Raw genomic sequence first — 19,905 nt, 5'->3', positions numbered from 1 at the left:
TAGAAGACACCCCGGGCATCGTGTCGCGGGCAGAACGTGCAGCGAAGGGGTTTGTGAGGGGAGGTCGGCGCTCAACGCACTTCACGCGCCTCGACGTCAGTCACCTCGGCGGCGCCCGGCAGCACGCCACCCCGGCGCGACGCTGCAGCCTCGTCGGTGGCGTCATGCGCTGCGTCAGCCGAGCGCGGGCGGGCAGTTGTCCAGCGTTCGGTGGAGCGGAACACGGTGTGAAAGCCCGTGCGCGGGTCCATGCGCATCACCCACGGGGTGACGGGCCGGCCCGTGATGCGCGCCCAGGCCGCCCGCAGCGACCACACCAGCGCCAGCACCATCACAGCCACCAGCAGGCTGGCAAACAACACCAGCCCCATGGCAATGACTACGACCCGCAGCAACAGGCGCAGGACGCCCGCAACAAATTCATTCAAACGACACCTCTCCTTCACATTCGGGCAAGGGAAAAGGGGCTCGACCCTTTTCCCCGGCCCCGGTCAACCCTGCGGCGCGGCGCTGAACTGGAACACCCCCGGCTCCAGCACCGGGTTCACGCTCACAGCGATCACGCTCTTGGGCGGGAACTGGCCCTCAAGCAGCAGCTTGGACAGCGGGTTCTCGATGCGCTGCTGGATCGCCCGCTTGAGCGGCCGCGCACCAAACACCGGGTCGAACCCCACCTTGGCCAATTCTGCCAAGGCAGCATCGGACACCTGCAATTCCAAATCCATCTTCGCCAGCCGGGTTTGCAGCAGCTGCAGCTGGATCCTGGCGATCGAGGCGATGTGCTGCGCATCCAGCGCGTGGAACACCACGGTTTCGTCAATGCGGTTCAAAAACTCGGGCCGGAAGTGGTTCTTGAGCTCGCCCCACACCGCTTCCTTGATGTCGTCAGAGTCCTGCCCCACCATGGCCTGGATCAGGTGCGAGCCAATGTTGCTCGTCATCACGATCACCGTGTTCTTGAAGTCCACGGTGCGGCCCTGTCCGTCCGTCAGACGGCCATCGTCCAGCACCTGCAGCAGTACATTGAACACGTCGGGGTGGGCCTTTTCCACCTCGTCGAGCAGCAGCACGCTGTAGGGCTTGCGGCGCACGGCTTCGGTGAGGTAGCCGCCTTCTTCATAGCCTACATAGCCCGGAGGCGCGCCAATCAAGCGCGCAACGCTATGCTTTTCCATGAACTCGCTCATGTCGATGCGGATCAGGTGGTCTTCGCTGTCGAACAGAAAGCCCGCCAGCGCCTTGCACAGCTCGGTCTTGCCCACGCCCGTGGGGCCGAGGAACAGGAACGAGCCCGTGGGCCGGTTCGGGTCACTCAGGCCCGAGCGCGAGCGGCGGATGGCGTTGGCCACGGCGGCAATCGCCTCTTGCTGGCCCACCACGCGCTCGTGCAGCTTGGCCTCCATCTGCAGGAGCTTGTCTTTTTCGCCCTGCATCATCTTAGCGACGGGGATGCCCGTGGCGCGGCTCACCACCTCAGCGATTTCTTCGGCACCCACTTGCGTACGCAGCAGTCGGCGCGCGGCGGGGGCGCCGTCCTTGCCGGCCTCTTGCGCCTGCGCTTCTTTCAGCTGCTTTTCCAGGTCCGGCAGCTTGCCGTATTGCAGCTCGGCCACCTTGTTGAATTCGCCCTTGCGGGTGAACTCTTCGATCTGGAACTTGAGCTTGTCAATGGCCTCGCGCACATGGGCGCTGCCCTGCGCCTGGGCTTTTTCGGACTGCCAGATCTCGTCGTAGTCGGCGATTTCCTTTTGCAGCTTGGTGATCTCTTCCTCAATGAGCGCAAAGCGCTTTTGTGAGGACTCGTCCTTCTCGCGGCGCACGGCTTCGCGCTCGATCTGCAGCTGGATCAGGCGGCGGTCCAGGCGGTCCATCACCTCGGGCTTGGAGTCCATCTCGATCTTGATCTTGGACGCCGCCTCGTCGATGAGGTCAATCGCCTTGTCGGGCAGAAAGCGGTCAGTGATGTAGCGGTGGCTCAGCTCGGCCGCAGCCACGATGGCCGGGTCGGTGATGTCCACGCCATGGTGCACTTCGTACTTCTCCTGCAGGCCGCGCAGGATGGCGATGGTGGCCTCCACGCTGGGCTCACCCACCAGGATTTTCTGGAAACGCCGCTCCAGCGCAGCGTCTTTTTCGATGTACTTGCGGTATTCGTCGAGCGTGGTGGCACCCACGCAGTGCAGCTCGCCACGCGCCAGCGCGGGCTTGAGCATGTTGCCCGCGTCCATCGCGCCCTCGCCCTTGCCCGCGCCCACCATGGTGTGCAACTCGTCGATGAAGACGATGGTCTGGCCTTCGTCCTTGGCCAGCTCGTTCAGCACGCTTTTCAGGCGCTCTTCAAATTCGCCGCGGTACTTGGCACCGGCTAGCAAGGCCGCCATGTCCAGTGAGAGGACGCGCTTGTTCTTGAGCGATTCGGGCACCTCGCCCGCCACGATGCGCTGGGCCAGGCCTTCGACGATGGCGGTCTTGCCCACGCCGGGCTCGCCAATCAGCACGGGGTTGTTCTTGGTGCGGCGCTGCAGCACCTGGATGGCGCGGCGGATTTCATCGTCGCGGCCGATCACCGGGTCGAGCTTGCCCAGCCGGGCGCGCTCGGTCAGGTCCAGGCAGTATTTGGCCAGGGCACCGCGCTGGCCTTCGGCCTCTGCGCTGTCCATCTTCTGGCCGCCGCGCACGGCTTCAATGGCGGCCTCCAGGCTCTTGCGTGTGAGGCCATTGTCCTTGGCGATCTTGGCGGCCTCGCCCTTGCTGTCGATCACGGCCAGCAAGAACAGCTCGCTGGCGATGAACTGGTCGCCGCGCTTGATGGCTTCCTTCTCGGTAGCCTGCAGCACACGGCCCAGCTCGGGGCCGCCCTGCACCTGGTCGTTGCCCTGCACCTGGGGCAGGCGCTCGACGGCCGCCTCGGCGGCTGCCAGCAGGCCGGGCACATTGGCGCCCGCACGCTGCAGCAGCGCCTTGGGTCCGTCGTCCTGCTTGAGCATGGCCACGAGCATGTGCACGGGCTCGATGTAGGCGTGGTCATTGCCCAGCGCAATGCTTTGTGCATCGCTCAGGGCTTCCTGGAACTTGGTGGTGAATTTGTCGAGACGCATGTGGATGTCCTCCGAATTGCAGAGCACTTGAGGCGGGGGGTGGCTGATTTCAAGACACTGCGCCTGCGCACCGATTGACCTGCGTCAGCAAACGCTCCCGGCGTCGCCTTACCCGAATACTACTAATTTAGTAGCTACTCGCGCTTTACCAGCAAGCGATAGAGGCCAATTTGACCGATATTTACACCCCACACCAGGGGGTGCGGCATCAGGCATTGGTCGCGGTGATGCCCCATCGCGCCAACGCCGCGTCGTCGCTCACGCGGGCATCCACCCAGCGCGCGCCCTGGGGGGTTTCTTCCTTCTTCCAGAACGGCGCCTGGGTCTTGAGGTAGTCCATCAAAAATTCACAGGCCTGAAAGCTCTGGCCCCGGTGGGCGCTGGTGACGGCCACCAGCACGATCTGGTCCAGGGGCTGCAGCAGGCCCACGCGGTGAATCACCCGCGCGCCGAAGATGTCAAAACGGCGGAAGGCCTCGTCCACCATGGCTTCGATGGATTTTTCGGTCATGCCGGGGTAGTGCTCCAGCTCCATCGAGGACACCTGGTCGCCCTCGTTGCGGTCACGCACCGTGCCGATGAAGCTGCACACGGCGCCAATACCTTTGTTTTCACGGCGCAGCGCAGCGACTTCGGTGGAGAGGTCAAAGTCCTCGGTCTGGATGGAAACGCGGGGCAAGGTCATGGCAAGTTTTCTCAGCGGGGCATGTGGTGTTCAGACAGGCAGTTGGTCAGGGCGACCGGTGCAGCCGCGGCGCCGCCAGCAGGGCGCGCTCTTCTTCCACCACCTTGTTCAGCTGCGCCAGTGCGGGCGAAGGGGGCAATTGCGCCAGCAGTGCCTGCAGGCGCGTGACGTCACCCACGGTGGGAGCCACCTTGATCTGCGCAATGGCAGCATTCACATTGCCGCCCTTGACCAGGGCCAGTACCTTGGCGGGCCATTCACTTTTGTTGCGTGCCATAGAGGGATAAAAACGTTTGTCTGTACGATTCGCCAGCACTGTACCCGCATGCGATCCGGTGCGCGATCTTCCAAGCCCTTTCAATCCATGGCCACACAAACGATTCAGACCGATCTCTACAAGCTCTACCCGTCCCCGCGCAACACCGTGCGCGACGTCTTCGAGCACCAGGTGTTTGTGCCCCACCCCTACGCGATCATTGACCTGGAGGTGATGGAACTCGCAGGCAAAACAACGCTATTTGGCGCCTGCCGCCTGTCGGACATGAAGATGGGGCAGGTGGTGACGTTTGAGCTGGCCTCCGACCAGGCCCGGTTCGAGCGGCTGTTCACCCCCGACTGAGCCCCCCATGGACGACGACAACCAGATCCACGTGCCCCCCTCCTTCATGGCCGTGTACACCGACACACGGGGGCGCCTGACGGACAAGGCCGACACCGTGCGCACCCGCTACGAGCTGTGCGAAGACCTGGCAGGCCACCTGGTGGAGCATGCGCAGACGCTCTACCACGTGCAGGCGCCGTCTGAAACCGAGATCCTGCAGCGCATCCATGCCGGGCTGTGCACGGCCGAATCGGGCGTGTCGGTGGCCGAAGCAACGTGGGTCGTCACCCGGCTGGCCGAGCTGCTGGCGTGGCAATGCCCTTTGCTGATGGCCCCGCAACCTGTGCCGGTGGACGAGGTACCCCGCCAGGAGCCTGTCGGACTTGGAGCGTCGGGGCGCTGAGCGCGTTTGCCGCGCCAGCCAGGGCCTGGCTATACTGCGCCCCATGCCCACGCACACCCTTTTCGCCATGCCCGCCGCACCGGCGGTGGCATTGCAGTGCGTGGTCAAAGCCAAAAAACCCCAGCTCATCTGACCGGAGCTGTGTGGTTCCGTCCCGGATGAGCGACGGAACCCCTTGGCAAAAACTCCCCCTTTTTGACACCCGGCAATCTGTGCGCGCACCTGTGACGGTTCTTCCATCGGTCGAACCTCAAGGACGTCTCGCATGCCTTCAACACCCGCTCTCACCACCCCGTTCCAGGGCCTCTGGATTCCCCTGGTCACGCCGTTCAAGGACGACGCCGTGGACCACCCTGCCCTCGCGGCGTTAACCACCACGCTGACTCGGCAAGGCGTCGCGGGCTTTGTGGCCTGTGGCTCCACGGGTGAGGCCGCCGCGCTCGACAAGACCGAGCAGCTGGCCGTGCTGGAAACCGTGCTCGGCGCCGCGCAGGGTCTGCCTGTGGTGATGGGCCTGTCGGGCTACCACATGGGCCAGACGGTGGAATGGGTGAACGCTCTGGCGCAATACCCACTGGCCGGGCTGCTGGTGCCCGCGCCGCACTACATCCGCCCCTCGCAAGAGGGCCTGTTGCTGTGGTTCCGCACCCTGGCCGATGCCAGCGCCGCGCCCCTGGTGGTCTATGACATCCCCTACCGCACGGGCGCCGCGCTGGCCACCGAGACCCTGCTGGCCCTGGCCGGGCACCCGCACATCCGTGCCATCAAGGACTGTGGCGGCAACACCGCCAAGACCCAGGCGCTGATCGCGGACGGGCGCCTGGCCGTGCTGGCGGGCGAAGACGCGCAGATGTTCACCACCCTGGCCCTGGGCGGGCACGGCGCCATTGCCGCCAGCGCGCACTGGCAGACGCAGCGTTTCGTGGAGCTGGTGGAACAGCTGCGCGTGGGCGATTTGCCTGAGGCCCGCCACCTATGGCAGACCTTGCAGCCCTGGATAGAAACCTGTTTTGCGGAACCCAACCCCGCCCCGCTCAAGGCCGTGCTGGCGCGGGCCGGCTGGATGCGCAACGAGCTGCGCGCGCCGATGTTGCCAGCGTCACCCGCACTGGCGCAGCGCGTACAAGCCGCAGCGGAGGTCAGCCGCCTGTGACCGGCGGGAAAAACGCCACTTCGGCCCCATCGGCCAGGGCGGCGGATTCATCGCTCAGGGTCTGGTTGAGCGCCATGCGCACGGCACGGCCGCGTGCAAGGCTGCTGGCGTGCGCACCACCGCGGGCGATGAGTTCATCGCGCAGCTCGCCCAGCGTGGCCGCGGCCGTGTCCACTGCCTCGTGCCCGGTGCCGATGGCCTCGCGGATGGAGGCGAAATAACGGACGGATATCTTCATGACAGCAGCTCCGCAAAAGCGATGAAGCGCACCGTGTCGTCGGCCGCAATGGTCTGGCCGGCCGGGTTGTCCACCACACCATCGCCCCAGGCGGCCGAGGTGAGCACGCCCGAGCTCTGGTTGTGGAACAGGTCCAGCCCGCCCGCAGCGTTGTGGCGCACGCGCAGAAATTCGCGGCGTTTATCGGCTTTTGGCCAGGCGAAATCAGCGCGGGCAGCTATGGATTGAGGAGCAACGTCCTTCACGCCCTGCAGGCGCAACACAAACGGGCGCACCAGCAGCGCAAAGGTCAGAAAGCTCGACACCGGGTTACCGGGCAGGCCCATGAAGTGCGCGGCACCGCTGTCATCGTTTCCACTGCGCGGGATCTGGCCGTACGCAAAGGGCTTGCCGGGCTTCATGGCCAGCTGCCACAACTCCAGCGTACCCAGCGCCTCCACGGCGGGCTTGATGTGGTCTTCCTCGCCCACGCTCACGCCGCCACTGGTCAGGATGAGGTCGTGCGCAGCACTGGCGGTGCGCAGGGCGTCGATGGTGGCCTCGCGCCGGTCGGGCACGATGCCAAAGTCGGTCACCTCGCAACCCAGGCGCAGCAGCATGGCGCGCAGAAAGAAACGGTTGCTGTTGTAGATGGCACCGGGCCGCATCTGCTCGGGCGGCACCTCGCCGGGCATCACGAGTTCATCGCCCGTGGAGAACAGCGCCACGCGCGGGCGGCGCGCCACCTGCAACTGGTGCAGGCCAATGCTGGCGGCCAGGCCCAGCTCGGCCGGTGTGAGGCGTGTACCAGCCGAAAGCACCACCGCCCCCCGGGTGATGTCCTCCCCTGCTCTGCGAATCCACTGGCCCGACTTGGGCACGGTGTTGATGCGCACCTGGCCCAGGCCGTCGGCCGCGCCGGGCAAGGCCTCGCAGTCTTCCTGCATCAGGATGGCATCGGCACCTGCGGGCACGGGCGCGCCGGTGAAGATGCGCGCGGCCGTGCCGGGTGCCAGGGCATCGCCCGCACTGCCGGCGGGAATGCGCTGCGACACCGGCAGCACCACGCCGGCGGACGGCACGTCGGCGCAGCGCACGGCGTAGCCGTCCATGGAGCTGTTGTCCTCGGGCGGCACCTGCAGGGCCGAGACGCAGTCGTGCGCCAGCACGCGGCCATCGGCGTCAAAGCTGGTCACGGTCTCGGCATCGCCCAAGGGCACGGCCCGGGTCAACAGGTCGGCCAGTGCCTCGTCCAGCGGCTTGAGCGGCTTCATTGGGGGGCGCACGGCAACAGCCCTCCGTGAAGCTCCCAGTCGTATTCAAAGCGGTGCTCGTACTGGATCAGCCAGTCCACCACCTGGGCGGGTGCATTCAGATCGAGGATGGGCAACTGCGTGGGCGGTAGCTGCTGGGGCGCATCGGTGGCCACGGCCACCACAAAATCGTCGTCAGGGTAACGCAGGGGCCTGGCCATCTGGCCGGGCTCCGGGGCGCGCCAGACTTCGACCTTCAGCAGGTCGCTCTCCTTGAACCCCTCCACCAGCACCCAGTCCACGCCCTGGTACAGCTCGGCCAGCAGGTGGTGCACGCTGAGCGTGGCGGGCTGCTCGAACTCGCGCACCAGCATCAGGCGCTTGTCGGATGCGGCGACCACCTCGAAGGCGCCCGCCTCGCGGTGGCGGTAGGTGTCCTTGCCGGGGTGGTCCACATCAAAGCTGTGGTGGGCATGCTTGACCACCGACACACGCAGCCCGCGCAGCCGCAGCTCGGGGATCAGCTGCTCGACCAGCGTGGTCTTGCCACTGCCGGAAAAGCCGGCAAAACCTACAACTTTCATCCATTGCTCCTTGGGTAGCTATTGCTTTTATAGCTGCTAGCGCATACCAGATAAGCGCCAGGGGCATATTTCATATCAAACCGGCCGCCCCGCACGGTGGGTGGGCGGCCCTGGCGCTACTAGCCCAGTACAGCCGGGGCGCAGTGGCGCTCGATGTAGGCCTTGACCAGTGCTGCATCGGCCGGCATCACCTGCACGCGTTTGGGCAGGTCTTCAATGCCGGCAAACCTGGAAGGCCGCTCGGGCGCATGACCCAGGGCCTCGACAATGGTCTCGGCGAACTTGATGGGCAGCGCGGTCTCCAGCACGATCATGGGCACCTTGGCATCGCTGTGGTGCTCGCGCGCCACCTTCACGCCGTCGGCAGTGTGGGTATCGATGGTGACGCCGTGGCGCTCGAACGTGTCGCGGATGGTGGCCAGCCGGTCGGCGTGGGTGCTCTTGCCGCTTTCAAAACCGTATTTGGTGGCGGCATCGGCAAACAGCGGCTCGGCGCTCAGATCGAAACGGCCATAGGTTTGCAGCGCAGCGCTGAACAAGGCCTTGGTGCGCTGGCCGTTGCGGCCCAGCAGGTCGAATATGAAACGCTCGAAGTTGCTGGCCTTGCTGATGTCCATCGAGGGGCTGGACGTTTCGTGCGTGTCAGCGCTGCTGCGCACGCGGTATACGCCGGTGCGGAAAAATTCGTCGAGCACGTCGTTCTCGTTGGTGGCCACCACCAGCTTGGCAATGGGCAGGCCCATCATGCGCGCCACATGGCCCGCACACACGTTGCCAAAGTTGCCGCTGGGCACCGTGAAGCTGACCTTCTGGTCGTTGGTCTCGGTGGCCTGGATGTAGCCCGCAAAGTAATACACCACCTGGGCCAGCAGGCGCGCCCAGTTGATGGAGTTGACGGTGCCGATCTTGTACTTGCGCTTGAAGGCCAGGTCGTTGCTCACGGCCTTGACAATGTCCTGGCAGTCGTCGAACACACCTTCGATGGCAATGTTGTGGATGTTGGCGTCCTGCAGGCTGAACATCTGCGCCTGCTGAAAGGCGCTCATGCGACCGTGCGGGCTGGTCATGAAGACGCGCACGCCTTCTTTGCCACGCATGGCGTATTCGGCCGCGCTGCCGGTGTCGCCGCTGGTGGCACCCAAAATGTTGAGCTGCTCGCCACGGCGCTTGAGCTCGTACTCAAACAGGTTGCCCAAGAGCTGCATGGCCATGTCCTTGAAGGCCAGCGTGGGGCCGTTGGACAGGGCTTCGAGCCACAGGCCGTCTTCCAGGTGGCGCAGGGGCACGATCTCGCCGGTGCCAAACACCTCGGCCGTGTACGTCTTGGCGCACAGGGCCTTCAGGTCGGCGGCGGGGATGTCATCGATGTAGAGCGACAGGATCTGGAAGGCCAGCTCGGCGTAGCCTTGCTCGTGGTAGGCCTTGCGCAGCTTTGTCAGCATGGCGTCGCTCACCTGCGGGTAGTGCTCGGGCAGGTACAGGCCGCCGTCGGGCGCCAGGCCTTCGAGCAGGATGTCGCAGAAATGTTTGCGGTCGGCGTGGCCGCGTGTGGAGAGGTACAGCATGGCTTTGTCGTTTCCCTAGTTCAGCTCTTCCTTGCGGATGCGCGTGATGGGCGCGAGCACGGTGGGCAGCGCCTGCATCTGGGAGATGACGGTATCCATGGTGCCTTCGCGGGTGTCGTGGGTCAGGATGATGAGGTCGGTCTGGGTCGATCCTTCACCCCCTACTTCATCGGCCTCACGCTGCAGCACGGCGTCGATGCTCACGCCGGCCTCGGCCAGCAGGCCCGTGACCTTGGCCAGCACGCCGGCCTGGTCGGCCACGCGCAGGCGCAGGTAGTAGCTGGTGACCACTTCGCTCATGGGCAGCACAGGCAGGGCATCCATGGCGTCGCTCAGCGTATTCGGCTGGAAGGCCAGGTGCGGCACGCGATGCTCGGGGTCGGCCGTGTGCAGGCGGGCAATGTCCACCAGGTCGGCAATGACGGCGCTGGCGGTGGGCTCGCTGCCCGCGCCCTTGCCGTAGTACAGCGTGGTGCCCACGGCATCGCCCTGCACCACCACGGCATTCATCGCGCCTTCCACATTGGCGATCAGGCGTTTGGAAGGCACCAGGCTGGGGTGCACGCGCAGCTCGATCCCCTTTTCAGCGCGCTTGGTGATGCCCAGCAGCTTGATGCGGTAGCCCAGCTGCTCGGCGTACTTGATGTCAGCGGCACCGAGCTGGGTGATGCCCTCCACATACGCCTTGTCGAACTGCACGGGAATGCCGAAGGCAATGGCGGACATGATGGTGACCTTGTGCGCGGCGTCCACGCCTTCGATGTCGAAGGTCGGGTCGGCCTCAGCGTAGCCCAGGCGCTGGGCTTCCTTGAGCACCACGTCAAAGTCCAGGCCCTTGCTGCGCATCTCGGACAGGATGAAGTTGGTGGTGCCGTTGATGATGCCGGCGATCCACTGGATGCGGTTGGCCGTGAGGCCTTCGCGCAGCGCCTTGATGATGGGGATGCCACCGGCCACGGCGGCTTCAAAAGCCACCATCACGCCCTTGGCGGAGGCTGCGGCAAAAATTTCGGTGCCATGCACGGCCAGCAGCGCCTTGTTCGCAGTGACCACGTGCTTGCCGGCGGCAATCGCCTCCAGCACCAGGCCTCGCGCAATGCCATAGCCGCCGATGAGCTCGATGACGATATCGATGTCCGGGTTGGCAATGATGGCGCGGGCGTCATTGACCACCTGGATGCCAGCACCCACCACCGACCTGGCACGTTCAACGTCCAGATCGGCCACCATGGTGATCTCGATGCCACGACCGGCGCGGCGGCTGATTTCGTCCTGGTTGCGTTGCAACACGTTGAACACGCCGCTGCCAACGGTGCCAATGCCCAGAAGGCCTACTTGGATGGGTTTCATGGAATTTCTACCAGTCAAAATGGGCTACAGCGCTTGTCCATCAAGCGCTGACAGCTATCAATAAATGGGTTTCAGCCGACCAGCCGCACATCCGTGCCGCAGCGTTTGCGGTATTGCTCAAGGAAGCGCGCCACGCGGCCAATGGCATCGCGCAGGTCGTCTTCGTGTGGCAGGAACACGATGCGGAAGTGATCCGGCGCGGCCCAGTTGAAGCCCGTGCCCTGCACCAGCATGACCTTGGTCTCCTGCAGCAGCTGCAGGAAGAACTGCTGGTCGTCCTCGATGGGGTACACGGCCGGGTCCAGGCGGGGGAACATGTAGAGGGCCGCACGCGGCTTCACGCAGGTCACACCCGGGATGGCGGTGATCAGCTCATAGGCCAGGTCGCGCTGCTTGCGCAGGCGGCCGCCCTCACCCACCAGTTCGTTGATGCTCTGGTAGCCGCCCAGAGCCGTCTGCACGGCCCACTGCCCGGGCACGTTGGCACACAGGCGCATGTTCGAGAGCATGTTCAAGCCCTCGATGTAGTCCCGGGCGGGTTTCTTGTCGCCCGACACCACCAGCCAGCCTGCGCGGTAGCCGCACGAGCGGTAGCTTTTGGACAGCGAGTTGAAGGTGAGCGTGAGCACGTCCTCGCTCAGGGATGCAATGGCCGTGTGCTTGGCGCCGTCGTACAGCACCTTGTCGTATACCTCGTCGGCGAAGATCACGAGGCCATGCTCGCGCGCAATGGCGACGATGCCTTTGAGCAGCTCGTCGGAATACAGCGCGCCGGTGGGGTTGTTGGGGTTGATGACCACGATGCCCTTGGTGCGGGGCGTGATCTTGGCGCGGATGTCGGCCAGATCGGGCATCCAGCCATTGGCTTCATCGCAGATGTAATGCACGGGTGTGCCGCCCGACAGGCTGGCGGCGGCCGTCCACAGCGGGTAGTCGGGCGAGGGCAGGAGCAGCTCGTCGCCGTTGTCCAGCAGCGCGTTGGTGGCCATCACGATCAGCTCGCTGGCGCCGTTGCCCAGGTAGATGTCGTCCAGCATCACGCCCTTGATGCCCTGCTTCTGCGTCTCGTGCATCACCGCCTTGCGTGCAGCGAAGATCCCCTTGCTGTCCGAGTAACCGGCCGAGTTGGGCAGGTTGCGGATCATGTCCAGCTGGATCTCTTCGGGTGCATCAAAGCCGAACACCGCCAGATTGCCGATGTTGAGCTTGATGATCTTGTGGCCGTCTTCCTCCATCTGCTTGGCCGCGTCCATGATGGGCCCCCGGATGTCGTAGCAGACGTTGGCGAGCTTGGCGGATTTTTGGACGGTTTTCATGCGCTGACGGTGGTGCTGTGGGGTCAGATGGCGTCCAGAGCGGCTGGCGCCCCGGCGAAACCTATAATTTGACCACAGATCCCAAGCGCCCCCCGGGCCCAGCGCCCCTGCCCCCACGCAGTGCCAGCGGCTGCAACCCACGCCAACACCCATGAAATTCCAGCCCGACCGTTCGAACGCGCAAACCATCAGCGGTTATGGCCCCGGATGGATCGGTGTGGACGCCGAGAGGATCACGCACAGCGTCATCATCGGCTCCACAGGGTTGCGCCAGGCCTGGCCCTGCACGCGCTTTGAAGACCTGACGCCCGAACACTTCGCGCAACTGGCCACCCTGGAGGCAGAGCTGGTCATCTTTGGCAGTGGCACCCGCAACCGGTTTCCCCCACCTGCGTGGCTCGCCCCACTCATTGCCCGTCGGCTGGGGCTGGAAACCATGGACACCCCGGCCGCCTGCCGCACATACAACATCCTGGCCAGCGAAGGGCGCAACGTGGTGGCTGCGCTGATTCTGGAAGCCTGACGCGCCGCCCCGCCGTGTGGCGGAACCTGGGCAAAACGCCGTCCGAATGCCCGGCTCTCCGTGCCGGACACACTGCCTTACATTTGGCCGAAGGGTGAAATCGGGGTAAAATCGCCGGTTGCGGTCGGGGGCACCACCAAGAGCAATAACACACCCACTCCCCCGGCTTACCAACGACTACATCCTGAGAGATTGAAGTGATATGGCGATCGTTGTCAACAAACCCCTCCCTGAATTTGAAGCCAACGCTACCGGTGGACTCAAGGTCTCCAACACCTCCCACCTTGGCCAAATTCTGGTTCTCTACTTCTATCCCAAGGACAACACGCCGGGCTGCACCACGGAGGCCATGCAGTTTCGCGACAAGTACAAGGATTTCGTGAAGGCGGGTGCCGCCGTGTTCGGCGTGTCCCGCGACAACATGAAGTCGCACGATGATTTCAAGGAAAAGCTCGAACTGCCCTTTGAGCTCATCGCAGACACCGAAGAAAAAATGTGCCACATGTTCGGTGTGGTCAAGAACAAGATCATGTACGGCAAGAAGGTCAAGGGCATTGAGCGCAGCACCTTCCTCGTCGGCCCCGATGGCCTGCTGGTGCAGGAGTGGCGCGGCCTCAAGGTGCCCGGCCACGTGGATGACGTCCTCAAAGCCGTCAAATCCATCAAGGCCCTTAAAAAGGCCGCCTGATCTGCACATTGGGGCATCTGCGCGACACGACGCCTGTTTTGCCCGGGCAAGACATCCGTCGTAGGCATAATGGTTTTATGCCCCTGGTTATCGCAATGCCTGCCCTCCTCCCAAAAGCCGCCTTGGCCTCCAGGCGGCTTTTTGCTTTCTGACCCCTTTTTTCCTCTACAGACCGAGGCCTGCCACCATGCCCCTGCCCCCCGCCCCCAGCCGGCGCGCTGCACTCCTTGCGCCAGAAGCCTATGAAATCACGGCCCGCCCCCGGGTCGCGCAGCCTTCGGCCAACGAGCCCCTCGTGGCATCTGCACCGGCACCTGCTCCTTCGCGGGCAACGCCCGTAGCCCGCGCCGGGCGCAAGGCGGACAGCGTGGCCTCGACCACCACAGCACCGAGCACGGCCCCGCTGGTTCAGGTGGAAACGCGCGCCCGCACCCCCGAGCCCGTAGCACCACCCGCTGCACGCAGCACCAGCACGCGCAAGGCGCGCACCCAAAGTGCCACCCCTGCGGCAGCGAGCGAGGCAGCCCCCAACCCGTCCACCACGCGCAGCAAAAAGACCGCATCCCAAGGCCCGACCAAACTTTTTGTGCTGGACACCAACGTGCTGCTGCACGATCCCACCAGCCTGTTCCGCTTTGAAGAGCACGACATCTTCCTGCCCATGATCGTGCTGGAGGAGCTGGACGGCCACAAGAAGGGCATGACCGAAGTCGCCCGCAACGGCCGCCAGGCGAGCCGCACGCTGGACGCGCTCGTGGCCACCCAGGGGGCGGACATGGCCCGGGGCCTGCGCCTGGATGCCACCGGCCAGAAGGCGGCGGGCGGCTGCCTGTACTTCCAGACCGCGCCGCTGAACTACAGCCTGCCCACGAGCCTGCCGCCCGGCAAGGCCGACAATCAGATCCTGGGAGTGCTGGAGGCTTTGTCCAAGCTGCATGCGCCCCGCGAGGTGGTGTTGGTGTCCAAGGACATCAACATGCGCGTGAAGGCGCGCGCCCTGGGCCTTTCGGCCGAGGACTACCAGAACGACAAGACGCTGGAAGACGGCGACCTGCTGTACGCCGGCGTGCTCGCACTGCCGCCTGACTTCTGGGCCAAGAGCGGCAAGAACGTGGAAAGCTGGCAAAGCGGCGCGCACACCTACTACCGCATCGGCGGCCCCATCGTGCCGCAGCTGATGATCAACCAGTTCGTGTACTTCGAGGCCCCCGGCGAGCCCAGCCTGTTTGCGCGCGTGAGCGAGATCCGCGAAAAGACGGCCGTGCTGCAGACCCTCAAGGACTACGGCTCTGCCAAGAACGCGGTGTGGGGCGTGACCACACGCAACCGCGAGCAGAACTACGCCATGAACCTGCTCATGGACCCCGAGATCGACTTCGTGACCCTGACTGGCACGGCCGGCACCGGCAAGACCCTGCTGGCCCTGGCCGCAGGCTTGACCCAGGTGCTGGACGACCGCCGCTACACCGAGATCATCATGACCCGCGCCACGGTGAGCGTGGGCGAGGACATCGGCTTTTTGCCCGGCACCGAAGAGGAAAAGATGGGCCCCTGGATGGGCGCACTGGACGACAACCTCGAATTCCTGGCCAAGGGCGACGGCGGGAACGCGGGCGAATGGGGCCGCGCCGCCACCAACGAGCTCATCCGCAGCCGCATCAAGATCAAGAGCATGAATTTCATGCGCGGGCGCACCTTCCTGAACAAATACGTGATCATCGACGAGGCACAGAACCTCACGCCCAAGCAGATGAAGACGCTCATCACCCGTGCGGGCCCCGGCACCAAGATCATCTGCATGGGCAACCTGGCGCAGATCGATACGCCGTACCTCACCGAAGGTTCTTCTGGCCTGACCTACGCGGTGGATCGCTTCAAGGGCTGGCCACACAGCGGGCACATCACGCTGGCGCGCGGCGAACGCTCACGCCTGGCGGATTTCGCCAGCGAAGTGCTTTGAGCAAGGGCATCTGACCATGGCGTTGTGGATGACCGCGCTGAAGCTGGTGCCCTGGGGCGATGTCATTGAGGCAACGCCCCAGATCCTGCAGGCTGCCAAGAAGCTGATGGGCAAAACGGGCGCAGACCGCGCCGACCCTGCAGCATCAGGTTCACTGACCACGGGTGACGACAACACCTCGCCCGCCCCCCATGCCGTGCAGCTTCAGCAGTTGCGTGACCGTGTGGCGCAACTGGAGCAGGAGCAGCGGGACTCTGCTGCGCTGATCCAGTCCCTGGCCGAGCAGAACGCGGTGGTCATCAAAGCCGTCGAGGCCCTGCGCCAGCGCAATCAACGCCTCACACTGGCCACGCTCGCCCTGGGCGCATTGGGCTTGAGCCTTCTGGTGTGGGTGATTCAGCAATAGCCTGTATGCCGCCGCTTGCAACTGCATAGCGGCCCTGTGAGATTGCTTCTGATTTGATAGCTGCTGGCGCTTATGGATAAAGCGTTAGCGGCTATTTTTGTGCTTAAAAATCGTCACCCGACCCCATCGCCAGGTTCTCGAACCGTGTCTGGTTTTTCTGGAAGAACAGCTTGATCGTGCCGGTGGGTCCGTTCCGCTGCTTGCCGATGATGACCTCGGCCACGTTGGGCTCCTTGGAGTCCTTGTTGTAGTAGTCGTCGCGGTAGATGAACATGATGATGTCCGCATCCTGCTCGATGGCGCCGGATTCGCGCAGGTCGGACATCATGGGGCGCTTGTCGGTGCGCTGCTCCACCGAGCGGTTGAGCTGCGACAGCGCGATCACCGGGCACTGCAGCTCCTTGGCCAGCATCTTGAGGCCCCGGGAAATTTCGCCCAGCTCCGTGGCCCGGTTGTCCGAGCCCGATGAGCCTGAGCCGCTCATGAGCTGCAGGTAGTCCACCACGATCAGGCCCAGCTTGCCGCACTGGCGCGCCAGGCGCCGCGCATTGGCGCGCAGTTCGCTCGGTGTGAGGCCCGGGGTTTCGTCGATGTGCAGCGACACGGTGCGCAGCTTTTCGATGGCTTCGGTCAGGCGTGGCCATTCGTCGTCGGTGAGCTTGCCGGTGCGCAGGTTGCCCTGATTCACCCGGCCAATCGAGCCCACGATACGCACCGCCAGCTGTGCGGCGCCCATTTCCATAGAGAAGATGGCGACCGGCAGACCTTCGTTGAGGGCCACGTGCTCGGCGATGTTCACGGCAAACGAGGTCTTGCCCATGGACGGGCGCGCCGCCAGCACCACCATGTCACCGGCCTGCAGGCCACTGGTCATCCGGTCGAGATCGGCAAAGCCGGTGGGTACGCCAGTGACGTCCACGGGGTTGTCCGCCATCTCCTGCACGCGGTCGAGCAGGTCGATCACCAGGGTGTCGAGCGACTGGAAGCCTTGCTTGGTGCGCGAGCCCTCTTCGCCAATGGCAAAGATCCTGGCCTCGGCTTCATCCAGGATACGCTCCACCGTCTTGCCCTGCGGGTTGAAGGCGTTGGTGGAAATCTCGTCGCTGGCCGTGACCAGTTTGCGCAGGATGGCGCGCTCGCGCACGATCTCGGCATAGCGCCGGATGTTGCTGGCGCTGGGCACGTACTGCGCCAGGTTGTTCAGATAGGTCAGCCCGCCCATCTCCTGCGCCTTGCCCTGGTTTTGCAGGTGCTCGAACACGGTGATCACATCGGCAGGCTTGCTGGCGTTGATAAGCGCGCCGATGGCCGTGTAGATCATCTGGTGTTCATGGCGGTAGAAATGGCTCTCCACCAGCAGGTCGCCCACACGGTCCCAGGCGTTGTTGTCCAGCAGCAGTCCGCCCAGCACGCTGGATTCGGCCTCGATGGAGTGCGGTGGCACACGCAGCTGGGCAATTTCACGGTCCGGCACGGGCGTGAAGCCATCGTCAAGCGGGGGGAAAACGGCAGACATGGGAATCCTCGGAGCTAACCCGGCATGCTAGCGCCCGTGCGGCGCGCCGTCATGGCACAAGTCTGTGGATAAGGTTGGGGCAACCGGTGGGCAAGCGTGTACAAACCAGTGCAGCACAAAAACAAAAGCCGCCCGAAGGCGGCTTTGCGTGAAACACCGAAGTGAATCTCAGGCGGTTTCGCCGTAGACCGACACGGTCACGTCCACCACCACGTCGGTGTGCAGGGCCACCGACACGGTGCTTTCGCTCACAACCTTGATGGGGCCGTTGGGCAGGCGAACTTGCGACTTGGCAACCTTGTAGCCTTGCTTGTTCAGCTCTTCGGCGATGTCGTGGTTGGTCACGGAACCAAACAGACGGCCATCGACGCCAGCCTTTTGCGTCAGCTTGACGGTGGTGCCGGCCAGCTTTTCGCCTTGGGCCTGGGCTTCTGCCAGCTTGGCAGCCGCCGCCTTTTCGAGTTCGACGCGCTTGGCTTCGAACTCAGCCTTGTTGGCTTCGGTGGCGCGACGGGCGCGGCCCGAAGGGATCAGGAAGTTGCGGGCGTAGCCGTCCTTGACCTTGACGATTTCACCGAGGTTGCCGAGGTTCACAACCTTGTCGAGCAGGATGATTTGCATGGGTTGTGCTCCTTAGATCTTGTGCTGGTCGCTGTAAGGCACCAGGGCCAGGAAGCGTGCGCGCTTGATGGCGGTGTTCAGCTGACGCTGGAAGATGGCGCGCGTGCCGGTCAGGCGTGCGGGGATGATCTTGCCGTTTTCGGCGATGAAATCGCGCAGCGTGTCGACATCCTTGTAGTCGATTTCTTCAACACCGGTCACCGTGAAGCGGCAAAAGCGCTTGCGCTTGAACAGCAGGGACTGGGTGTTGCGCTTTGGGCGCTTGTCTTTGTTGAACTTCTTGAACGTGGCCATTGCGGACCCCTTGAAAATTAATTTTGTTGAATATCCTGGATGTGCAGCACTGCGGTCTTGCCATTGCGCGGGTTGGCCAGAAATCCCTCAAAAGTCCAGAGACTTCCGATGTTCTGCCGTGCCAGTCGCTCGGCCATCGCTCCAAAAGCAATGGCCTTCATGGCGGCCTTGACTTCGCGGGGGTGGCCTGCTTCGTTTTGCCGGGACTCGTGTTCGAGGCGCAGCGAAAGGGCAGGTAATCCGGCGGGTGTGTAGCGCAGGGGTTCAGCCTCTGCGATACAAGCGGTCAAGACGACGCGGTTCTCCACTCCAACGAGGATGGATCAGCGCTCGGCGCGCTCGCCACGGTCCTGGCGTTCGCCGCGCTCACCGCCGGCAGCTGCGTATTCAGCCTGGCTGGCCTTGCGGGCTTCTTCGCGCTCAACGGTCTTCATCATGGAAGATGGACCCGTATCGGCCTTCTTCTTTTGAACGGTGAGGTGGCGCAGCACGGCGTCGTTGAACTTGAAGGCGTGCTCCAGTTCAGCCATCACGGCCTGGTCGGCTTCGATGTTCACGCACAGGTAGTGGGCCTTGGCCAGCTTGTTGATCAGGTACGCCAGTTGACGACGGCCCCAGTCTTCCACACGGTGCACCTTGCCACCGCCAGCGGTGATCATGCCCTTGTAGCGCTCCAGCATGGCTGGAACTTGTTCGCTTTGATCCGGATGGATCAACAAAATGATTTCGTAATGACGCATGCAGACTCCTTTTGGGTAAGACCACCCACCGCGTCCAGAAGTGGTGTGGCAAGGGAAAGCCTGCGATTATAGCCCGGCCGCTGCCGCTTGTACACTCCGCGCTGCGCCAATCCACGCAGGGGCTTGGCGAGACCGAAGGCTTTGCAGCGCTACGAACCCGGAAAACCGGGCGATACACTCGTTCGGCTCTTGCAAATCAGGATGGCGGGCCGACATGCCCTACACCTGGATGCTCCGAACCATACGGCCAGCCACGACATATCCCTGGCGCAGGCCTTGATTTAAGGCGGGGCATCCCCAGATGCCGCGCGTACTGCTTGCGCGTCGACTGATTCATTCACCTCTTACAGATCAAGACATGTCAGATAACAGCCAAACCACCGCGTCCCAGAACAACCCTGCCCCCGAAGAAGTCGAGGCCGCCATGGCTGCCCACACATCCGATGAGCTGGCGCGTCTGCAGGGCGAGCTGGCCGAGCTCAAGGCCAAAAGCGCCGATCTGGCCGACCAGTTCCTGCGCGCCAAGGCGGAGGCCGAAAACGCCCGCCGCCGTGCAGAGGACGAAGTCTCCAAGGCACGCAAGTTCGGTATCGAAAGCTTTGCAGAGAGCATGCTGCCGGTCTGCGACAGCCTGGATGCAGCCCTGGCCATCAAGGAGGCCACCGCCCAGCAATTGCGCGAGGGTTCGGACGCCACTTTGCGGCAGCTGACATCGGCTCTGGAGCGCAATAAGGTGCTGGCCATCAATCCAGAGGCCGGAGCCAAGTTCGACCCCCACCAGCACCAGGCCATCAGCGTGGTGCCCGCCGAGCAGGAAGCCAACACCGTCGTGGCCGTGCTGCAAAAGGGTTATGTGATTGCTGACCGCGTGCTGCGCCCGGCACTGGTGACCGTCGCGGCTCCCAAGTAAGAAAACCTCAAATAAATCAGCA

Annotated in this window: 23 protein-coding genes; 8 read left to right on the top strand and 15 right to left on the bottom strand. The window is 64.0% G+C overall.

Annotated features, from left to right (window positions below):
• Nucleotides 1–71: 71 nt before the first annotated feature.
• The 4 genes from AAFF19_RS07560 to AAFF19_RS07545 form a co-directional block, all read right to left on the bottom strand.
• Nucleotides 72–428, bottom strand: a complete 357-nt coding sequence (locus AAFF19_RS07560; protein WP_008906321.1) for a hypothetical protein — start codon at nt 426–428, stop codon at nt 72–74.
• 63 nt (nt 429–491) lie between these two features.
• A complete protein-coding gene (gene clpB, locus AAFF19_RS07555) occupies nt 492–3,098 on the bottom strand; it encodes an ATP-dependent chaperone ClpB (protein ID WP_342721611.1) in 2,607 nt (868 codons plus the stop codon).
• A 208-nt stretch (nt 3,099–3,306) separates the two neighbouring features.
• A complete protein-coding gene (locus AAFF19_RS07550) occupies nt 3,307–3,783 on the bottom strand; it encodes a molybdenum cofactor biosynthesis protein MoaE (RefSeq protein WP_008906319.1) in 477 nt (158 codons plus the stop codon).
• A gap of 46 nt (nt 3,784–3,829) precedes the next feature.
• Nucleotides 3,830–4,060, bottom strand: a complete 231-nt coding sequence (locus AAFF19_RS07545) for a hypothetical protein (RefSeq protein WP_008906318.1) — start codon at nt 4,058–4,060, stop codon at nt 3,830–3,832.
• A gap of 87 nt (nt 4,061–4,147) precedes the next feature.
• Between AAFF19_RS07545 and AAFF19_RS07540 the strand changes: the two genes are divergently transcribed.
• The 3 genes from AAFF19_RS07540 (at nt 4,148) to dapA (ending at nt 5,940) form a co-directional block, all read left to right on the top strand.
• Nucleotides 4,148–4,402 (top strand): hypothetical protein, encoded by a 255-nt coding sequence (locus AAFF19_RS07540; protein ID WP_008906317.1) that lies wholly within the window; start codon nt 4,148–4,150, stop codon nt 4,400–4,402.
• A 7-nt stretch (nt 4,403–4,409) separates the two neighbouring features.
• Nucleotides 4,410–4,787, top strand: a complete 378-nt coding sequence (locus AAFF19_RS07535) for a hypothetical protein (protein WP_008906316.1) — start codon at nt 4,410–4,412, stop codon at nt 4,785–4,787.
• Nucleotides 4,788–5,052: 265 nt separating this feature from the next.
• Complete coding sequence (gene dapA, locus AAFF19_RS07530) at nt 5,053–5,940, top strand: 4-hydroxy-tetrahydrodipicolinate synthase (protein ID WP_342721610.1); 888 nt, start codon at nt 5,053–5,055, stop codon at nt 5,938–5,940.
• On the opposite strand, the gene moaD is transcribed toward dapA, so the two are convergent.
• The 6 genes from moaD to AAFF19_RS07500 form a co-directional block, all read right to left on the bottom strand.
• Nucleotides 5,927–6,178, bottom strand: coding sequence for a molybdopterin converting factor subunit 1 (moaD, locus tag AAFF19_RS07525; RefSeq protein ID WP_008906313.1), 252 nt, complete (start codon nt 6,176–6,178; stop codon nt 5,927–5,929). The two genes, dapA and moaD, sit on opposite strands and share 14 nt — an antisense overlap.
• Nucleotides 6,175–7,431, bottom strand: coding sequence for a gephyrin-like molybdotransferase Glp (glp, locus tag AAFF19_RS07520; RefSeq protein ID WP_342721836.1), 1,257 nt, complete (start codon nt 7,429–7,431; stop codon nt 6,175–6,177). The genes moaD and glp overlap by 4 nt, the downstream gene beginning before the upstream one ends.
• Nucleotides 7,428–7,994 (bottom strand): molybdopterin-guanine dinucleotide biosynthesis protein B, encoded by a 567-nt coding sequence (gene mobB, locus AAFF19_RS07515; RefSeq protein WP_182119458.1) that lies wholly within the window; start codon nt 7,992–7,994, stop codon nt 7,428–7,430. Before mobB ends, glp begins: the two co-directional genes overlap by 4 nt.
• 119 nt (nt 7,995–8,113) lie before the next feature.
• Nucleotides 8,114–9,559 (bottom strand): threonine synthase, encoded by a 1,446-nt coding sequence (gene thrC / locus AAFF19_RS07510; protein ID WP_342721609.1) that lies wholly within the window; start codon nt 9,557–9,559, stop codon nt 8,114–8,116.
• A gap of 15 nt (nt 9,560–9,574) precedes the next feature.
• Nucleotides 9,575–10,909 carry a homoserine dehydrogenase gene (locus AAFF19_RS07505; protein WP_008906309.1) on the bottom strand — a complete coding sequence of 445 codons (1,335 nt, stop codon included), beginning with the start codon at nt 10,907–10,909 and terminating at the stop codon, nt 9,575–9,577.
• Nucleotides 10,910–10,980: 71 nt separating this feature from the next.
• The gene (locus AAFF19_RS07500) at nt 10,981–12,225 is read right to left on the bottom strand and encodes a pyridoxal phosphate-dependent aminotransferase (protein ID WP_008906308.1); all 1,245 of its coding nucleotides are present in this window, start codon (nt 12,223–12,225) and stop codon (nt 10,981–10,983) included.
• Nucleotides 12,226–12,376: 151 nt separating this feature from the next.
• Here AAFF19_RS07500 and AAFF19_RS07495 point away from each other — a divergent pair, with 151 nt between their 5' ends.
• From AAFF19_RS07495 to AAFF19_RS07480, 4 genes are all read left to right on the top strand, one after another.
• Complete coding sequence (locus AAFF19_RS07495) at nt 12,377–12,748, top strand: Mth938-like domain-containing protein (protein WP_342721608.1); 372 nt, start codon at nt 12,377–12,379, stop codon at nt 12,746–12,748.
• 202 nt (nt 12,749–12,950) lie between these two features.
• A complete protein-coding gene (locus AAFF19_RS07490; RefSeq protein ID WP_008906306.1) occupies nt 12,951–13,436 on the top strand; it encodes a peroxiredoxin in 486 nt (161 codons plus the stop codon).
• A 187-nt stretch (nt 13,437–13,623) separates the two neighbouring features.
• Nucleotides 13,624–15,396 (top strand): PhoH family protein, encoded by a 1,773-nt coding sequence (locus tag AAFF19_RS07485; RefSeq protein WP_182119455.1) that lies wholly within the window; start codon nt 13,624–13,626, stop codon nt 15,394–15,396.
• Between the two features lie 16 nt (nt 15,397–15,412).
• Complete coding sequence (locus AAFF19_RS07480; RefSeq protein ID WP_008906304.1) at nt 15,413–15,802, top strand: hypothetical protein; 390 nt, start codon at nt 15,413–15,415, stop codon at nt 15,800–15,802.
• Between the two features lie 103 nt (nt 15,803–15,905).
• Here AAFF19_RS07480 and dnaB read toward each other — a convergent pair whose 3' ends face one another.
• The 5 genes from dnaB to rpsF all read right to left on the bottom strand — a co-directional run bounded on the left by dnaB (nt 15,906) and on the right by rpsF (nt 18,973).
• Nucleotides 15,906–17,318: a replicative DNA helicase gene (dnaB, locus tag AAFF19_RS07475; RefSeq protein ID WP_008903909.1), complete on the bottom strand. Its 1,413-nt coding sequence runs from the start codon at nt 17,316–17,318 to the stop codon at nt 15,906–15,908.
• A gap of 168 nt (nt 17,319–17,486) precedes the next feature.
• Nucleotides 17,487–17,939 carry a 50S ribosomal protein L9 gene (rplI, locus tag AAFF19_RS07470; RefSeq protein ID WP_008903910.1) on the bottom strand — a complete coding sequence of 151 codons (453 nt, stop codon included), beginning with the start codon at nt 17,937–17,939 and terminating at the stop codon, nt 17,487–17,489.
• Nucleotides 17,940–17,951: 12 nt separating this feature from the next.
• Nucleotides 17,952–18,233, bottom strand: coding sequence for a 30S ribosomal protein S18 (gene rpsR / locus AAFF19_RS07465; protein ID WP_005795932.1), 282 nt, complete (start codon nt 18,231–18,233; stop codon nt 17,952–17,954).
• Nucleotides 18,234–18,250: 17 nt separating this feature from the next.
• Nucleotides 18,251–18,541 carry a primosomal replication protein N gene (priB, locus tag AAFF19_RS07460; RefSeq protein ID WP_034693348.1) on the bottom strand — a complete coding sequence of 97 codons (291 nt, stop codon included), beginning with the start codon at nt 18,539–18,541 and terminating at the stop codon, nt 18,251–18,253.
• A 15-nt stretch (nt 18,542–18,556) separates the two neighbouring features.
• Entirely contained in the window at nt 18,557–18,973 is a 417-nt protein-coding gene (rpsF, locus tag AAFF19_RS07455) for a 30S ribosomal protein S6 (RefSeq protein ID WP_182119454.1), read from the bottom strand.
• Between the two features lie 358 nt (nt 18,974–19,331).
• On the opposite strand from rpsF, the gene grpE reads away from it, so the two are divergent.
• Nucleotides 19,332–19,883, top strand: coding sequence for a nucleotide exchange factor GrpE (gene grpE, locus AAFF19_RS07450; protein ID WP_008903914.1), 552 nt, complete (start codon nt 19,332–19,334; stop codon nt 19,881–19,883).
• The last annotated feature ends 22 nt before the right edge of the window (nt 19,884–19,905 follow it).

The organism is Acidovorax sp. FHTAMBA (genome assembly GCF_038958875.1).
Taxonomy (GTDB): Bacteria; Pseudomonadota; Gammaproteobacteria; order Burkholderiales; family Burkholderiaceae_C; genus Acidovorax.
This window is presented reverse-complemented; position numbering and strand designations above follow the sequence as displayed.

Coding starts and splice junctions, on each gene's coding strand:
- rpsF (WP_182119454.1), bottom strand. CDS start 18,973: ATGCGTCATTACGAAATCATTTTGTTGATCCATCCGGATCAAAGCGAA.
- dnaB (WP_008903909.1), bottom strand. CDS start 17,318: ATGTCTGCCGTTTTCCCCCCGCTTGACGATGGCTTCACGCCCGTGCCG.
- rpsR (WP_005795932.1), bottom strand. CDS start 18,233: ATGGCCACGTTCAAGAAGTTCAACAAAGACAAGCGCCCAAAGCGCAAC.
- AAFF19_RS07545 (WP_008906318.1), bottom strand. CDS start 4,060: ATGGCACGCAACAAAAGTGAATGGCCCGCCAAGGTACTGGCCCTGGTC.
- AAFF19_RS07540 (WP_008906317.1), top strand. CDS start 4,148: ATGGCCACACAAACGATTCAGACCGATCTCTACAAGCTCTACCCGTCC.
- clpB (WP_342721611.1), bottom strand. CDS start 3,098: ATGCGTCTCGACAAATTCACCACCAAGTTCCAGGAAGCCCTGAGCGAT.
- AAFF19_RS07495 (WP_342721608.1), top strand. CDS start 12,377: ATGAAATTCCAGCCCGACCGTTCGAACGCGCAAACCATCAGCGGTTAT.
- glp (WP_342721836.1), bottom strand. CDS start 7,431: ATGAAGCCGCTCAAGCCGCTGGACGAGGCACTGGCCGACCTGTTGACC.
- AAFF19_RS07490 (WP_008906306.1), top strand. CDS start 12,951: ATGGCGATCGTTGTCAACAAACCCCTCCCTGAATTTGAAGCCAACGCT.
- AAFF19_RS07550 (WP_008906319.1), bottom strand. CDS start 3,783: ATGACCTTGCCCCGCGTTTCCATCCAGACCGAGGACTTTGACCTCTCC.
- moaD (WP_008906313.1), bottom strand. CDS start 6,178: ATGAAGATATCCGTCCGTTATTTCGCCTCCATCCGCGAGGCCATCGGC.
- AAFF19_RS07505 (WP_008906309.1), bottom strand. CDS start 10,909: ATGAAACCCATCCAAGTAGGCCTTCTGGGCATTGGCACCGTTGGCAGC.
- thrC (WP_342721609.1), bottom strand. CDS start 9,559: ATGCTGTACCTCTCCACACGCGGCCACGCCGACCGCAAACATTTCTGC.
- dapA (WP_342721610.1), top strand. CDS start 5,053: ATGCCTTCAACACCCGCTCTCACCACCCCGTTCCAGGGCCTCTGGATT.
- AAFF19_RS07535 (WP_008906316.1), top strand. CDS start 4,410: ATGGACGACGACAACCAGATCCACGTGCCCCCCTCCTTCATGGCCGTG.
- mobB (WP_182119458.1), bottom strand. CDS start 7,994: ATGAAAGTTGTAGGTTTTGCCGGCTTTTCCGGCAGTGGCAAGACCACG.
- grpE (WP_008903914.1), top strand. CDS start 19,332: ATGTCAGATAACAGCCAAACCACCGCGTCCCAGAACAACCCTGCCCCC.
- rplI (WP_008903910.1), bottom strand. CDS start 17,939: ATGCAAATCATCCTGCTCGACAAGGTTGTGAACCTCGGCAACCTCGGT.
- AAFF19_RS07500 (WP_008906308.1), bottom strand. CDS start 12,225: ATGAAAACCGTCCAAAAATCCGCCAAGCTCGCCAACGTCTGCTACGAC.
- AAFF19_RS07485 (WP_182119455.1), top strand. CDS start 13,624: ATGCCCCTGCCCCCCGCCCCCAGCCGGCGCGCTGCACTCCTTGCGCCA.
- AAFF19_RS07480 (WP_008906304.1), top strand. CDS start 15,413: ATGGCGTTGTGGATGACCGCGCTGAAGCTGGTGCCCTGGGGCGATGTC.